Annotated in this window: 14 protein-coding genes; 13 read left to right on the forward strand and 1 reads right to left on the reverse strand. The window is 49.0% G+C overall.

Going from position 1 to position 15,196, the window contains the following annotated elements:
* Positions 1 to 38: 38 nt before the first annotated feature.
* From hfq to glnA, 12 genes are all read left to right on the forward strand, one after another.
* A complete protein-coding gene (gene hfq, locus ACFSUC_RS15695; RefSeq protein ID WP_379930569.1) occupies positions 39 to 281 on the forward strand; it encodes an RNA chaperone Hfq in 243 nt (80 codons plus the stop codon).
* Between the two features lie 171 nt (positions 282 to 452).
* Positions 453 to 3,032 carry a transglycosylase domain-containing protein gene (locus tag ACFSUC_RS15700; protein WP_379930570.1) on the forward strand — a complete coding sequence of 860 codons (2,580 nt, stop codon included), beginning with the start codon at positions 453 to 455 and terminating at the stop codon, positions 3,030 to 3,032.
* A 64-nt stretch (positions 3,033 to 3,096) separates the two neighbouring features.
* A complete protein-coding gene (locus tag ACFSUC_RS15705) occupies positions 3,097 to 3,840 on the forward strand; it encodes an alpha/beta hydrolase (RefSeq protein ID WP_379930571.1) in 744 nt (247 codons plus the stop codon).
* Positions 3,841 to 3,921: 81 nt separating this feature from the next.
* Positions 3,922 to 4,539, forward strand: coding sequence for a YdcF family protein (locus ACFSUC_RS15710; RefSeq protein ID WP_379930572.1), 618 nt, complete (start codon positions 3,922 to 3,924; stop codon positions 4,537 to 4,539).
* Between the two features lie 63 nt (positions 4,540 to 4,602).
* Positions 4,603 to 5,163, forward strand: coding sequence for an NADPH-dependent FMN reductase (locus ACFSUC_RS15715; protein ID WP_379930573.1), 561 nt, complete (start codon positions 4,603 to 4,605; stop codon positions 5,161 to 5,163).
* Positions 5,164 to 5,340: 177 nt separating this feature from the next.
* On the forward strand, positions 5,341 to 6,063 hold the full coding sequence (locus ACFSUC_RS15720; RefSeq protein ID WP_379930574.1) for a 2-phosphosulfolactate phosphatase: 723 nt from the start codon (positions 5,341 to 5,343) through the stop codon (positions 6,061 to 6,063).
* A 167-nt stretch (positions 6,064 to 6,230) separates the two neighbouring features.
* Positions 6,231 to 6,431 (forward strand): aspartyl-phosphate phosphatase Spo0E family protein, encoded by a 201-nt coding sequence (locus tag ACFSUC_RS15725; protein ID WP_379930575.1) that lies wholly within the window; start codon positions 6,231 to 6,233, stop codon positions 6,429 to 6,431.
* A 139-nt stretch (positions 6,432 to 6,570) separates the two neighbouring features.
* A complete protein-coding gene (locus tag ACFSUC_RS15730) occupies positions 6,571 to 7,551 on the forward strand; it encodes an AAA family ATPase (RefSeq protein ID WP_379930576.1) in 981 nt (326 codons plus the stop codon).
* 49 nt (positions 7,552 to 7,600) lie between these two features.
* On the forward strand, positions 7,601 to 8,956 hold the full coding sequence (gene hflX / locus ACFSUC_RS15735) for a GTPase HflX (protein ID WP_379930577.1): 1,356 nt from the start codon (positions 7,601 to 7,603) through the stop codon (positions 8,954 to 8,956).
* Positions 8,901 to 10,184, forward strand: coding sequence for a methionine gamma-lyase family protein (locus tag ACFSUC_RS15740; protein WP_379930578.1), 1,284 nt, complete (start codon positions 8,901 to 8,903; stop codon positions 10,182 to 10,184). The genes hflX and ACFSUC_RS15740 overlap by 56 nt, the downstream gene beginning before the upstream one ends.
* A 95-nt stretch (positions 10,185 to 10,279) precedes the next feature.
* Positions 10,280 to 10,690 carry a MerR family transcriptional regulator gene (locus ACFSUC_RS15745; protein ID WP_379930579.1) on the forward strand — a complete coding sequence of 137 codons (411 nt, stop codon included), beginning with the start codon at positions 10,280 to 10,282 and terminating at the stop codon, positions 10,688 to 10,690.
* 263 nt (positions 10,691 to 10,953) lie between these two features.
* The gene (glnA, locus tag ACFSUC_RS15750) at positions 10,954 to 12,282 is read left to right on the forward strand and encodes a type I glutamate--ammonia ligase (RefSeq protein WP_379930580.1); all 1,329 of its coding nucleotides are present in this window, start codon (positions 10,954 to 10,956) and stop codon (positions 12,280 to 12,282) included.
* Between the two features lie 130 nt (positions 12,283 to 12,412).
* On the opposite strand, the gene ACFSUC_RS15755 is transcribed toward glnA, so the two are convergent.
* A complete protein-coding gene (locus tag ACFSUC_RS15755; RefSeq protein ID WP_379930581.1) occupies positions 12,413 to 13,234 on the reverse strand; it encodes an AraC family transcriptional regulator in 822 nt (273 codons plus the stop codon).
* A 235-nt stretch (positions 13,235 to 13,469) separates the two neighbouring features.
* On the opposite strand from ACFSUC_RS15755, the gene ACFSUC_RS15760 reads away from it, so the two are divergent.
* Positions 13,470 to 14,813 carry a GH1 family beta-glucosidase gene (locus ACFSUC_RS15760; RefSeq protein ID WP_379930582.1) on the forward strand — a complete coding sequence of 448 codons (1,344 nt, stop codon included), beginning with the start codon at positions 13,470 to 13,472 and terminating at the stop codon, positions 14,811 to 14,813.
* The last annotated feature ends 383 nt before the right edge of the window (positions 14,814 to 15,196 follow it).

Consider the following 15,196-nt stretch of genomic DNA (forward strand, 5'->3'; position numbering starts at 1 on the left):
AAGTAGAAGATGATCAACTAAATAGGGGGTTCATGATAATGAACAAAACCATTAACATTCAAGATACGTTTCTCAATCAATTGCGGAAGGAAGGCATTCCGGTTACCGTATATTTAACCAACGGCTTCCAGATCCGGGGACAGATCCGGGCCTTTGATAACTTCACCATCATTATCGACAGTGAAGGAAAACAGCAAATGGTTTACAAGCATGCCATTTCGACTTTTACCCCTCAGCGAAATGTATCGCTTATGTCCTCTGAAGCATCGGCCAGTGAATAATTCGCCCGACAATCAAAGAATGCGCTGAATGTAACTTTTTGCGATGATTATCGTCTATTTCAGTGTAGAAGAATTCAAAACAACCCAACTGGGTTGTTTTTTCTGTAGAAAGGCATTATAGACAATCCGTTTCGTCCTTGATGCTGTTGATTGAACGAAGCGGAGATAAAAATGGAGTGGATCAAAATGGGTCTGAAAAAGAAGAAGACAAAAAAAATCAAGAAAAAAAGAACGCTTGGACAGTGGCTGTTTCTGTTGTTCATGACCGCAGCGGCTGCCGTGGGGCTTGCCATTATCGGGTATCTCCTGATCATTTTACAGGGTGAAAAACTGCTGAAGGAAAACATCGACCAGATGAAGATGCCGGAAGCGACCATTATTTATGATCGAGACGGAAATGAAATCAGCCGTATGTTTGAAGAGAACCGGGAACTGGTTTCCTTGCAGGATATGCCTCCGATGCTGGTGGATGCATTTATCGCAACGGAAGACAAGCGCTTTTATGAACATACAGGGGTGGATTTCTTCGCCATTGGTCGTGCGGTATTCAAAGATATCGTGGAAGGGGGGCTGGTGGAAGGTGGCAGTACCATTACGCAGCAATTGGCCAAAAACCTTTTCCTGTCCCACGACAAGACGTTTCTGAGAAAGGCCACAGAGGTTTCCATTGCAACGGCACTGGAGAACAATTATACAAAGTCGGAAATATTAGAGATGTACCTGAACCGGATTTATCTGGGCGGCGGCGTGTATGGTGTCAAAGCAGCGGCCTCTCATTACTTTGACAAAGAGCTCGATGAACTGGAGCTATGGGAAATGGCAACCCTTGCCGGCTTGCCGAAGGCGCCCTCCGCGATCAATCCGATTGCCGATCCGGAACGCTCCAAGGAACGCAGAGCAGTGGTCCTGCGTCTGATGACCGACCAGGGGCTGATTACGGAAGAACAGCGTGCACAAGCAGCCGAGGTGGATTATACGATTCCGAAGCAGAGTGAAGAGCGTCATTATACGAGCTATGTGGATTATGTGATCAAGGAAGCCAAGGCTGTGACGGGCTTGACCGAGGAGCAGCTCTATATGAATGGCTACAAGATTACCACTGCTATAAACAAGGACGCGCAATTGGCAATGGAGGAAGTCTTCTCAGATCCGTCTTATTTCCCGGCTGACGGAGCCAAGCAGATTGCCCAGGGCGCCATGGTGATCATGGATCATCGAGATGGCAGCATTGTGGCCATGGTAGGCGGCAGAGACTATGCACAGCGCGGTCTGAACCGGGCACTGGTGGAAAGACAGCCAGGTTCAGCATTCAAGCCGGTTGCGGTTTATGCCCCTGCACTTGAAAGCGGGGATTATGACCCTTATTCTCGCTTGAAAGACGATCGAATGAGTTTCGGCAAGTACGAACCTCGCAATTACGATAATCGCTATGCCGGAGAAGTGACGATGGAAGAAGCGATTCGCGTATCGAAGAATGTGCCGGCGGTATGGTTGCTGAATGAGATTGGCATCGATACAGGGATTGAGTTTGCAAGTGAACTGGGCATGGACCTGGAGAAGGATGATCGGAATCTGGCGGTGGCGCTTGGTGGACTGACACGCGGGGTTAGTCCGCTGGAAATGGCGCAGGCTTACAGCGCATTCGCCCAGCAGGGCAGCTACCAGGACGGATATGCGATCGTGAAGATTGAAGACACCAACGGCAAGTTGATCTATGAGCATCAATCAGACCGTGAGCAAGTCATGGCGGCGGAGCATGCGTATCAAATGACAGAAATGCTCCAGCAGGTGGTGCAGAGCGGAACAGGTAAATCAGCTCGCATGAATCGCCCGGTTGCCGGTAAGACCGGATCTACCCAGATCAACCTGGAAGGGGTATCTGAGAAAGCCAATCGCGATTTGTGGTTTGTTGGATATACACCGGAATGGACGGCGTCCGTATGGGTAGGCTTCGACATCACGAACCAGGATCATTATATCCTGGAAGGCAGTTCTCTCTCTGCTGCGATATTCTCTGCGGTCATGAGCAAGGCGATGGAAGGGATGCCGGTACAGGAATTCGAGATGCCGGCAGGTATGGAAACGGAGCCAGAACCAGAACTCGTTCCGCCTTCTTCGGTATCGGATTTGAGCGCTCGTTACGATGAATCCACCCAGTCTGTTCAATTAAGCTGGAATGGTGAGGAAGGCAACACGTTTATGGTCTATCGCGCAGCCGATGACAGTTCTGAATTTGAGTTGTTGCTGGAGACAGCAAGTACGCAGGTAGAAGATTTCTCGTTAGGGGACGCTTCAAGTTATTCCTATTATATAGTGGCTTATAATGCCAATACAGAACTGGAGAGCGAACCATCCTCCGTCGTCAGGGTGGATCTGCCGGAACGTGATGAGAATGAGGATGAAGAGGAACGACGGGAAGATGAGGAAGATGGAGAAGAGGGTGAAGGAGAAGAAGAAGGAGATACGGAGGGTGAAAACGGAGAAGGTGAGTCAGGCAGCAACAATGAGGACAAGAAAGATAAGAAGAAGCGCAAGGATGAGAATGGTGGAAATGAGGACGGGGAGTCAGAAGGTGATGGTGGAGGGGCTGCCGGTGACGGGCAGCAGGACCCGCCATCTGATGGAAGCGGCAGCGGTAATCAGCCGAATGAAGACGGCGGAGCGGCAGACGGCAATCCGGTAGACCCGGATTATCCGGAACAACCGTTGCCAAATACGAACACACCTGAAACGGACGTATTGAATCGATAGGCGACGATGAAGAAGACGGATCGTACAAAGCTGTGAAATAGGCGATGGAGGTGAGAGGCCGTTGATGAGAAACATGACAGATACTCAAACGTTGGAAAAGCAGCCAGTTGCAACGACCACCTCCACTCATGGCTGCCTGCTCATTCATGGATTTACTGGGGGTCCCTATGAGCTGGAGCCGCTGGCGAGCAGGCTGAGTGACCATCAGATTTCATGTGTACTGCCGACATTGAAAGGACACGAGGATCGCAGTTTGACCAATCTGCGATCCGCTTGTCATGCGGACTGGCTAAGTGAGGTGGAGCAGGCTGCAAAGAATATGGCTCAGCGGTACGCGCAATTTGATCTCATCGGTTTTTCCATGGGCGGCCTGCTTGCCGCCTATGCGGCCAACCGGGCAAAGGTGAGAAGGCTGGTTCTGTTGAACCCGGCCTATTTGTATATGAGTCCCGGACGCTTTGCGAGATTTGTCTGGTCCAGCTTCTGGAAGCGTGACTTTACCCATTTCCAGAAGATGAAGCTGACTCCCTATTGTGCGGTGCAGGAATTCCGCAAAGTGGTGAAGCAAGCCAAACATGAGTTTGATCGGATCGAAGTACCAACCTTTGTTGCATCGTCAGCCCTGGATCCCATTGTGCATCCCATGAGCGGCTCAATTGTTTACCGCAGGCTAAAAGGGTTGAAGCACTTTCATTCGTACCCGAATTCGGGTCATCTGATATGCTGGGATCAGGACGCGGGACAACTGGCGGAAGATGTGCTGCAATTTCTGACTTGTCCGTCGGAGCAGTTGGTCATGCGCTCGTGAACCGGGAATTAAGGGGGAGTTAAGGATAGGAAAGGAGCGTAGTGGAGAATTAGGGAGAGGAAGACAGGGGGAAGGGCAAAAGTGAAGAAAAAACGTCGTCGGGGAAACTGGTTGTGGAAAGGTTTGGCGTTCATCGTGGCTAGCGGAATTTTCTGGGTAGCCTATGTACAGTGGAATATTCATACGGTTCAGGATGCCAGACTAAGTGAGTCGGTGGATGTGGGAATTGTACTTGGCGCTGCGCTGCGTGGAGAAGAACCGTCTCCGGGGCTCAGGGAGCGGCTGGATCACGCCCTTGATTTGTATGAAGAGGGACGCTTCACGGCCTTTATTGTGAGCGGCGGGTATGACGTACCGACCTCTTCGTTGACAGAAGCGGAGGGTATGAAACGCTACCTGGTAGCCCAGGGTGTGCCGGACGAGGCAGTCATCCTCGAGAATGAGGCGACCAGCACCTATGAAAATCTCCGCTATAGTCAGGATTTAATGAATGAGCATGGATATGAGACAGCAGTCATTATTACGCACAGCTATCATGGAGCAAGAGCGCAGGATATGGCAGCCTTTTTAGGCATAGAGCCTGCCATTGTTTCCACGACCCCTTCCAAGGTCATGAACATGAGCTGGCACAAGTTTAGAGAGACGCTTGCCTACACAAAATGGAGCTTGGAAAAGTGGAAAATGCTGTGGTTGGAATGAATGATGGGTGACTGATGGGATGAGAAAAAGGCGGATTTCGCAAGGAAAGGTTGTTGGCTCAATATGAGGGAAAAGGAATGTAATATTTTAGCGATCTCTGGGAGCTTGCGGCGCAGCTCTTCGAATAAAGCACTCATGAAGGCGGCGATTTTACTCGCGCCTATACATATGAACTTTACCGTTTATGAGGAACTGAACTCCCTTCCTCATTTCAATCCTGATCTGGATGTGGAGGAAGGACCTATAGCCGTGCAGGACTTTAGAGGAAAGCTGCGGGCAGCGGATGGTTTGCTCATATGTACCCCGGAATATGGAAATGGTGTCCCCGGTGTATTGAAAAATGCGCTGGATTGGGTCGTATCTTCTGCTGAGCTGATGAACAAGCCCGCAGCGATCATTACGGCGTCCCCATCTCCGCGGGGCGGCGATAAAGCGATGGAATCCCTGCTGCTAACCTTGAATATGATCCACGCGGAAGTTTCAGAAGGAGCAACATTGATGATTCCGCATATTGGCCTGAAATTGAATGCACAGGGTGAGATCACAGATGAGGATACCAAACAAGCTGTACAGGCTCTATTGCGAAAATTGCATACCACCTGTGAAGAGAAGCAAGCATTATGAAGAATGATAGCCATTTCGAACGTTTGCAGCAGCAAACATCTTTTATTCTTGAAGCGTGTCCAGAGGCACGTATGATCCAGTTGGTGAAAGTCCAACCGACTTTGATGTGCGCTTTGGGGGTGAAAGCCCACGAGGACAAGTCAAGCACAGACAATTGCTGAATGAGAGGGATGAACGATGAAGATTCACACGTTGCATTATATCGAAGGAGCAAAACAGGCCAAAGGCATTGCCGTCATTATTGATGTATTTCGAGCCTTTACCATGGCCTGCTATATGTCCGATCAGGATGCAAAACGAATTATTCCGGTCGGAGATCTGGCCCATGCGCACCGCCTAAAAGCGAAGTATCCGCAATCGGTCCTGATCGGGGAGCGTGGAGGCACCATTTTGCCAGGCTTTGATTACGGCAATTCCCCCGCTCAAATCAAAGGCGTTTCCTTTGCAGAAAAGACCGTTATACATACGACCAGTGCAGGAACACAAGGTCTGGTTCATGCTGGACAGGCCGATGAAGTGCTGACCGGAAGCTTCGTCAATGCAGGTGCGATCGTTTCTTATATTCAGCAAAAGGCACCGGCTGAGGTCAGTCTGGTATGCATGGGATGGGGAGGGCAGCAGGAAGCGGATGAGGATACCCTTTGTGCGGCATTTCTGAGGGATCGGCTGCTTGGAAAAGAGACCCGTTTCGCTGAAATTTCTGCTTATTTGCAAACGGAAAGCAAAACGGAAAGCTTTTTGCGACTGGCGAATGATCCATCCGCACCTCCGGAGGATTTCCATTATTGCATGCAGCTTGACGCTTTTCCGTTTGTTCTGAAGGCCAATTGGCATCCTGAGAACGAGCATTTGCAGCTGGAACGAATTCCGGTAGAGCAACAAGTGAGCACATCTGGCTGAGGCGTGAAAACTTCGTTCACAAATTTGACAAATTCAGTACGGGATTCCGACAGTATTTTACATCAAATTTTGTATACAATAGGCTCGTTGCTTGTTTCAGGGGCGATGAGAACGGGTATAGGGAAGAACGATAGATAATGGCAAACGTGTTTGTAAGGAGTTGCGCAATGAAAGATAGAATGATGATGGAAGCGATTGAGCGGCTGCGTCAGGAAATGGTGGAAACGGCCATGGATAGAGGAAGCATGTTGCATGAGGAAGTCATTCAACTCAGTCATCAGCTCGACCGACTGCTCGTGTATTATCAAAAAATGAAGACAGGTGCTGTCGTTGCCTCTCGCCAGGACCATTCCCTGGCTGCAGGGTAGCACATCACCCAGAAGCATCGCTTGATCTTGGAAAGAAGATCGATCGGTGCTTTTCTGCATGTTTCACCCCGCATATCGCGTATATATGATCATATCCCTGTCGTCTTGCAGAGGGAATTTGATTGCTGAGGTGAATCGTGTGAAAGAGCAAATCCTTCCTGCGAAGGCAAGAAAGACCCATACAGATCTGGCCGTTCCCAAACATTCAGGTAAAATACAGGTCGTGCTGAATCATCCGGAGCCACAAAAACCGATCCAGGATGCTCCCGTGAAACGAAATATTCCTCGGCATGTTTCCACAGAAGAGGAAACGACGCAGCTGTTCGAAGATCTGCACCAACTGATTGGTCTGGAAAATGTGAAGCAGCTGGTTTATGAAATTTATGCCCTGTTGCAAATCCGCAAGTTCCGGCAAGAAGAGGGCCTGAATGTGGAGTCACATGTGTATCACATGATTTTCAAAGGAAATCCGGGCACAGGCAAAACGACTGTGGCTCGCATGATAGCTAAACTGTTCCAGGCCATGGGCGTGCTCAGTAAAGGCCACCTCATTGAAGTAGAACGTGCTGACCTGGTGGGTGAATACATTGGACATACGGCTTTGAAGACAAGAGAACTTGTAAAAAAAGCCATGGGTGGTATTCTATTTATAGATGAAGCGTACAGTCTCGCTCGCGGTGGGGAAAAGGATTTTGGCAAGGAAGCGATTGATGCGCTGGTCAAAGCGATGGAGGATCACAAAAACCAGTTCATTCTCATCCTGGCAGGCTATCCGGATGAAATCGATGATTTTTTGCAGACGAATCCGGGACTGCCGTCACGTTTTCCGATCCAGGTCGAATTTTCCGATTATTCCGTAGAGCAGTTGATGCAAATATGCAGCCAGATGGTGGAATTACGGGATTACAGACTGCATCCCAATGCGACGCAAAAGCTGAAACAGCATATGTTGAAAGTCAAGCAGGAACAGCAGCTCTCGTTCAGCAATGCACGCTATATTCGCAATCAGATTGAAAAGGCAATCCGGTTTCAGGCGGTCAGACTGCTCGAACAGCATGTGCAGTCCCCGCAGCGGGCAGACTTGATGCTGTTAAAAGCAGAGGATTTTCGCTGGGATTGAATGCGTATCCCGCCACCAATATTAAGCGATAGAAAGAGGAAGCTATTTCATGAATACAGCAGATACCACACAGCAATCCAAACAGGAATCCGGTATTCTCGTCAGTGTCGTGACCCAGCAGGGGGAACAGGAGGAAGAGTCCCTTCAGGAGCTGAGAAAACTGGCAGATACGGCCGGCATGATCGTGCTCGATCAGATGGTTCAGCGCCGGGAATCCCATGATCCCAGATGGGTGATGGGCAAGGGCAAGGTGCAGGAGTTGAAGGCGTTGACCGAACAGCTTGACGCAGATGTGATCATTTTTGATCACGAATTGACGGGTGCTCAGGTTCGCAACATCGAGGAAGTGCTGCAGGTGAAAATTCTGGATCGCACCCAATTGATTCTGGATATCTTCGCCCAGCGTGCGAAAACAAAGGAAGGTCAATTACAGGTTGAATTGGCTCAGTTAAATTATTTACTTCCCCGTCTCATCGGTCATGGCAAGCAGCTTTCCCGGTTGGGAGCAGGAATCGGGACAAGAGGACCGGGTGAAACGAAGCTGGAGACGGACCGCAGACATATTCGAACCCGTATCCGGGATTTGAAGCGTCAGCTGGAGCAAGTGACGAAGCACCGAAAACTGTATCGGGAACGCAGACAGAAAAACGGTGTGCCGCAGGTGGCGCTTGTCGGCTATACGAATGCGGGTAAATCCACTCTCCTGAATCAGTTGACGGGTGCGGATACGCTCAGCGAGAATCGTCTGTTCGCGACGCTCGATCCGACTACACGCAAGCTCAAGCTGCCAAGCGGCAGAGAAATCATGTTAACGGATACGGTCGGATTTATCCAGCGGCTTCCGCATGATTTGGTAGCGGCTTTTAAATCTACGCTGGAGGAAGTGCTGGAGGCGGATCTCATTCTTCATGTCGTGGATGCCTCCCATCCCTATGCGGCTGAGCAGATTCGGGTTGTGGATGACGTGCTTGGACAACTTGGCGCACAGGGCAAGGAGCAGATTCTCGTGTACAACAAGATGGACCAGGTTTCCCAGCAGGAAGCAGTCATATCGGCCAGCTCCGACCATCCGAACGTGAAACTCAGTGCGCTCGATCGAAAGGATTTGCATCAATTGAAACTGTCGATGCAAGACTGGTTGTTTGGTCAGCTGGTCGCCTATCGCATTCCTTCTCACGAAGGCAAGCTGCTGTCTACAGCCTACTCGCTCGGAGACATTGTTCATCAGTCGATGGAGGAAGAAGAGGCTTATGTTTGCGTGCGAACGACGAAATCACAATATACACGAAAAGGCTATTTACTGAAACGGTATGAAGTGGAGCCGGCCAATTGTACAGAGGAGAACAGACATGAAGAGGAATCCGCAGATGAATCCGCCATGGATACAACTCAAGTCAGACATTGAAAAACAGATCGCGTCTGTTGTGCAGCAGCTGGAGCAAACGGTGGACGAAAACCAGATGAAGGTCATGCGCGCCTTTCAGCATCATCGCGTGAGCGATTATCATTTTCAGGGATCGACCGGATATGGCTACAATGATCGGGGCCGGGAAATTTTGGACGAGGTTTATGCGGAGGTGTTTGGGGCAGAAGCCGGATTGGTTCGCCCTCATTTTGCCTCAGGTACCCATACGATTGCTTGCGCCCTGTTCGGGGTGCTGCGTCCAGGTGACGAGCTGGTATATATAACCGGCAGACCTTATGATACGCTTCACAAGGTGATTGGTCAGCCGGGAGACGGGACAGGCTCGTTGCAGGACTTCGACATCTCCTATCAATGTGTCGATCTCCTGGAAGACGGCGGAGTGAACTGGCCGCAGGTTGAACAGGTCATTTCTGCCCGTACCAAAGTCATCGCCATCCAGCGTTCCAGGGGGTATGACTGGCGTGCCTCGTTTACCGTGGAGCAGATCGGGGAGATGACAAAGCGGATCAAGGCAATTCGCTCAGACCTGATTGTCTTTGTAGATAACTGCTACGGTGAATTTACGGAGATGCAAGAGCCAACCGACGTAGGCGTGGATCTGATGGCCGGTTCCCTGATCAAAAATCCCGGTGGCGGACTGGCATCCACCGGTGGTTATATTGTGGGTCGACGAAAGCTGGTAGAGCAAAGCGCCTACAGGTTGACCGCACCGGGCATCGGGAGCGAGGTGGGCGCCATGCTCGGTACATTGCGAGCTATGTACCAGGGGCTGTTTCTAGCACCCCACGCGGTGGGACAGGCTGTGAGAGGAAGTATCTTCGCTGCGGCGTTGTTTGAAAGGCTGGGCTTGTCCACACAGCCACGCTGGGATGAACCACGCACAGACCTGATTCAGGCCGTGCAGTTCGAACAGGAATCGGATGTGATCCAGTTCGTTCAGAGCATACAGAAAGCCTCTCCAGTGGATGCTCATGTCGTTCCGGAACCTTGGGATATGCCGGGCTATGACCATCCCGTCATCATGGCGGCCGGGACGTTTATTCAGGGCGGTAGCCTGGAACTATCTGCGGATGCCCCGATTCGTGCGCCTTACATTGCGTACATGCAGGGTGGGCTTACTTACTCCCATGTGAAAATGGCGGTACTGGAAGCAGTGGCTCGCATTTACCCAAATGGGATGCCCGAAAAGGAGAGCTCTACATTTTAGAACAGGTTCTGTAATGAAACTTCACATCCCTTGACATGTTTTTGCGGACACGTTACAATAGAAATATCACAAAGATACTGGAAGGTTGATGTGAGATGAGCGGAGATATTCGCAGAAACATGGCCTTGTTTCCCATCGGAATCGTCATGAAGCTCACGGATTTGACCGCTAGACAAATTCGTTATTATGAGCAGCATGAGCTGATCGTGCCTGCACGAACTGGCGGCAATCAGCGTTTGTTTTCCTTTAACGATGTAGAACGCCTGCTGGAAATCAAGAATTTGATTGAAAAAGGCGTCAACATCGCAGGAATCAAACAGGTACTGAATCCGGTCGGAAAAGACTCCGAGGAAGCGACCGTGATCAATGAGCAAAGTGAGTCGAGAAGGAAAGAAATGTCCGACTCGCAACTGCACAAGATCTTGAAGCGTCAGCTCCTGGAGAAACGACCTGGGCAGGTTTCACTGATTCAGGGTGAATTAACTCGTTTCTTTAAGAAACCGTAATCGTGCACGCAGGGTAAAGGGAAAGCTTGAGTAAAAACTTAAGTAATAACTTAAGTGAAAGTGAACAAGTGTCAGACCAGGCAAAAAGCCAAAGTAGCAAAGTAAGTCAAGCCAGTAAGACAAGAAGTCAAGTCAGACAAGTAACAAAAGAAGGCAAGTCCAGGCAAGCTGGCAAAAATGTATCGCAACATGATGGAACCTGACATGTCGAAGCATTTCTGGTGCTACGATCCAAAAACAAATGAAGTTGAGGAGAGGATATTGTGGGTTACACGAAACAAGATATTCTACGCATTTCCAAAGAAGAGAATGTACGATTCATTCGATTGCAATTTACTGATTTGCTCGGAACGATCAAGAATGTAGAGATTCCGGTCAGTCAGCTTGAAAAAGCATTGGACAACAAAATGATGTTTGACGGTTCTTCGATCGAAGGTTACGTTCGCATTGAGGAGTCCGATATGTACCTCTATCCGGATCTGGATACGTGGTTGATCTATCCTTGGGTGCAAGAAGACCGCATCGCTCGCTTGATTTGTGATGTATATATGCCGGATGGCACTCCATTTGCAGGTGACCCTCGCGGTATCCTGAAGCGCAATCTGAAGCTTGCTGAGGAACTGGGCTTTGAGTCCATGATGGTAGGTCCGGAGCCAGAATTCTTCCTGTTCAAGAACGATGAAAAGGGAAATCCGACTTTGGAACTGAATGACCAGGGTGGATACTTCGACCTTGCGCCGACTGACCTCGGTGAGAATTGTCGTCGTGAGATCGTGCTGACGCTTGAAGAAATGGGCTTTGAAATTGAGGCTTCTCACCATGAGGTAGCGCCAGGACAGCATGAAATTGACTTTAAATATGCGGATGCGATTAAAGCAGCTGACCAAATTCAAACTTTCAAACTTGTGGTGAAAACCATTGCCAGAAAACATAACCTGCATGCTACCTTTATGCCAAAGCCACTGTTTGGCGTTAACGGTTCCGGTATGCACTGTCACCAGTCTCTCTTCACCTCGGAAGGAAACTCCTTCTACGATGAGAGCGACAAGCTGGGCCTGAGTGAAACGGCTCGCAATTACATGGCGGGCGTTCTCAAGCATGCTCGTGCATTTGCAGCGATTACCAACCCGACTGTAAACTCGTACAAGCGTCTGGTGCCAGGCTATGAAGCGCCGTGTTATGTTGCTTGGTCTGCGAGCAACCGTAGTCCGATGATTCGTATTCCTGCTTCCCGTGGTCTGAGCACTCGTATTGAAGTGCGTAACCCGGACCCGGCAGCCAATCCTTATCTGGCTCTTGCTGTAATGCTGCGTGCAGGTCTGGACGGCATTCAGAACAAAATGAGCATTCCAGATCCGACAGACCGCAACATCTATGTGATGACCGAAGAAGAGCGCTTGCAGGCGGGTATCCCTAGCTTGCCAACTTCTCTAAAAGAAGGTCTGGATGAGATGCTGGTAGATGATATTATCATCGATGCACTTGGTGAGCATGCCCTTGCCCACTTCGTTGAGCTGAAGGAAATCGAGTGGGATATGTACCGTACGCAAGTCCATCAGTGGGAAAGAGATCAATATCTGACGCTGTACTAAGATCAACGAGATATCTAATCGTCTGCAAGACATCGACGATAAGAGGAAATAAAGAACGTTCAAACCCCCTTTACGGAATGTGTAGAGGGGGTTTGTTTGTTGCCATAATCGTGGATCATGAAGGGTGTGGCTAGGGAATTTTGTACTGTGACCCTTGCCGGAATTCGCTTGGAGACATTTGAAATTTACGCTTGAACATTTGATAGAAATAGGTGTAATGCTGAAAACCGCAACTTTCTGCAACTTGTTCCAGCGGCATGGGCGTATATCTGATTTTCTCACTGGCAATCGAAAGTCGCAGCTCCAGTGTATATTTAATGATGCTCGTATGAAACATTTCTTTGAACAGATGGCCGGTGCGTGATGGGCTGAGTCCAATGTGGGCCGCGATGTCCTTAATTTGAAAAGGAGTAGAAATGTGCTCCTCGATATATCGCTTCATTTGGTTAGCGACAAACGTTTGATTTGATCGTGCATCCTGCTCTTGCATCAACAGCTCAATCGCATGCAGCAAGGTTCGAGTCAAGTAGTCCTGCATCGAACTGGCGAGCTGACCCGAGCGAAGCTGCTCCTTGGTGACCAGCTTGATCATGGTCACCATATCCTCTTCTAGCGTTACCTTGTACAATTTGCCTGGCTTTACTCTCTCCCACCATTTTTTGATAAAAGGTCCGACAACGAACAAATAATAGTCTCCGCTTTCCAGCTTGCAGGTTTGATCGGTAGAGAACGTATGATCGACTAATAGTGTGTATGGATCATGCGGCTGGAAGAGGGTTAGGTGTCCTGGGGTGATTTTCTTCATCTCGCCATCTATGAGCAGCTGACACATCCCCTCTGTTTGCAAACGGATGAGGTAGTGATTCATACCGTCTTGTAAATGGATACGGAAGGGCTTTGTGTGATAAGAATAACCGGCAGCCAGCACTTGACAGCCATAGGAATCTGGCATATATGCACCTCTCCTTTAAAAATCAATAGTTATATTCTTCATATGCTTATCATATCCTTCATTCCTTTCAGGTTCAATTGCAGGTAAAGTAGAAACCAGTTGTAATGGATGTCTGAAGGCCTTGAATTGCAAGCAAGGTAAAGGTAAGGCAAACAATGTATGGGAAACAAGGCTTGGCCAGGGCATGCGGTGGTTGATTAATCAGCAGGTGGAGTCAGGAAAGGAGATGGTAGATATGCAAAAATTAATATTCCCGGAGCATTTTCAGTGGGGAACTGCGACTGCGTCGTATCAAATCGAAGGAGCATGGAACGCGGACGGAAGAGGATTGTCGATCTGGGATGTATTTTCCCATACGCCAGGTAAGGTGAAAAATGGGGACACAGGTGATGTGGCTTGTGATTCCTATCATCGAATCGATGAGGATGTTGCGTTGCTACAGAAGCTGGGTGTCAAAGTCTATCGCTTCTCGGTCGCCTGGCCTCGTATTTATCCAGAGGGGACAGGCACGCTCAATAAACCGGGGTTGGATTACTATCATCGTTTGGTGGATGCATTGCTTGCAGCAGATATCGAGCCGTTTTGCACGCTGTATCACTGGGACTTGCCGCAAGCCTTGCAGGAAAAAGGTGGCTGGGATAATCGGGAAACGATCGATCATTTTGTCCACTATGCCGAAACGCTCTTTCAGCAATTCAATGGAAAAATTAAAAACTGGATTACGATCAATGAGCCTTGGTGTGTCTCGATCCTTTCCAATTATCTTGGCGCTCATGCTCCGGGAAATCAGGATCTTCAGATGGCACTGGATATCGGCCATCATCTGTTGCTTGCCCACGGTAAAACGGTGCAACGCTTTCGCCAGCTAAATATGGAAGGTCAGATTGGGATTGCGCCCAATGTGTCTTGGAACGAGCCGTACAGCAATCGGGAAGAAGATGTTGCTGCTGCAAGAAGAATGAGAGGTGCATGTAACGAATGGTTCCTCGATCCCTTATTCAAGGGAAGCTATCCAGACTTCATGGTGGCGTGGTATCAAAAGATGGGCGCCTCTGTAAATATTCAGCCTGAAGATATGGCAATCATTCAGCAACCGATCGACTTTCTAGGTATTAACTATTACACGGGTTCTCTGGTCACATACAAGCAAGGTGAAGGTGATTATGATGGGGAAGATGTAGAAGAAGGCCGGGAAAGAACGGACATTGGCTGGAATATTTACCCGGAAGGCTTCTACAACGTCTTAACCTGGCTGACGGAACAATACGGTGATGTGCCGATCTATATTACGGAAAATGGGGCTTGCTACAATGATGAGGTGCAAAATGGCAAAGTAGCCGATACGCGCAGAATTGCTTATTTACAAAAACATTTGCTTCAGCTCCACCGCGCAATTGCATCCGGGGTCAATATGAAAGGGTACATGACTTGGTCGCTCATGGATAACTTTGAATGGGCAGAGGGTTATAGCAAGCGTTTCGGTATCGTTCATGTCAACTTTGAAACGCTGGTGCGGACACCCAAACAAAGCTTCGAATGGTATCAGCAGGTGATTGCACACAATAGGCTTGAAGTCTGATTCGCATCAAGCAACCGGATGATATCGAATCGGTTTGTTCGATCCATCGTTGTTAGGTATATACGGATTCATCCTCGATTCACTTGCTATTAGAACATTTGTTCGGTTATAATACAAACAAATGTTCGTTATTCGAGGTGGTTTTGTGAATAAGTATATCGGACGATGGGTGGAAATCATTTATATGGACCAGCAGGGGACCTTTTCTAAACGGAAGGTCATGATACAGTCTGTCAGAAATGGAATCGTCAGGGCTTATTGTATGAACAAGCAGGCGGTCAGAAGCTTTCGTACAGAAAACATACTGGCTGTTCAGCCCATTTCCTCGAAACAGGGCACGCATCATACAGGTGACCCTGTCGCATATTTGTATCGTGCAAAAG

Origin of the sequence: Marinicrinis sediminis, assembly GCF_042685085.1 — a bacterium.
GTDB lineage: Bacteria > Bacillota > Bacilli > Paenibacillales > KCTC-33676 > Marinicrinis > Marinicrinis sediminis.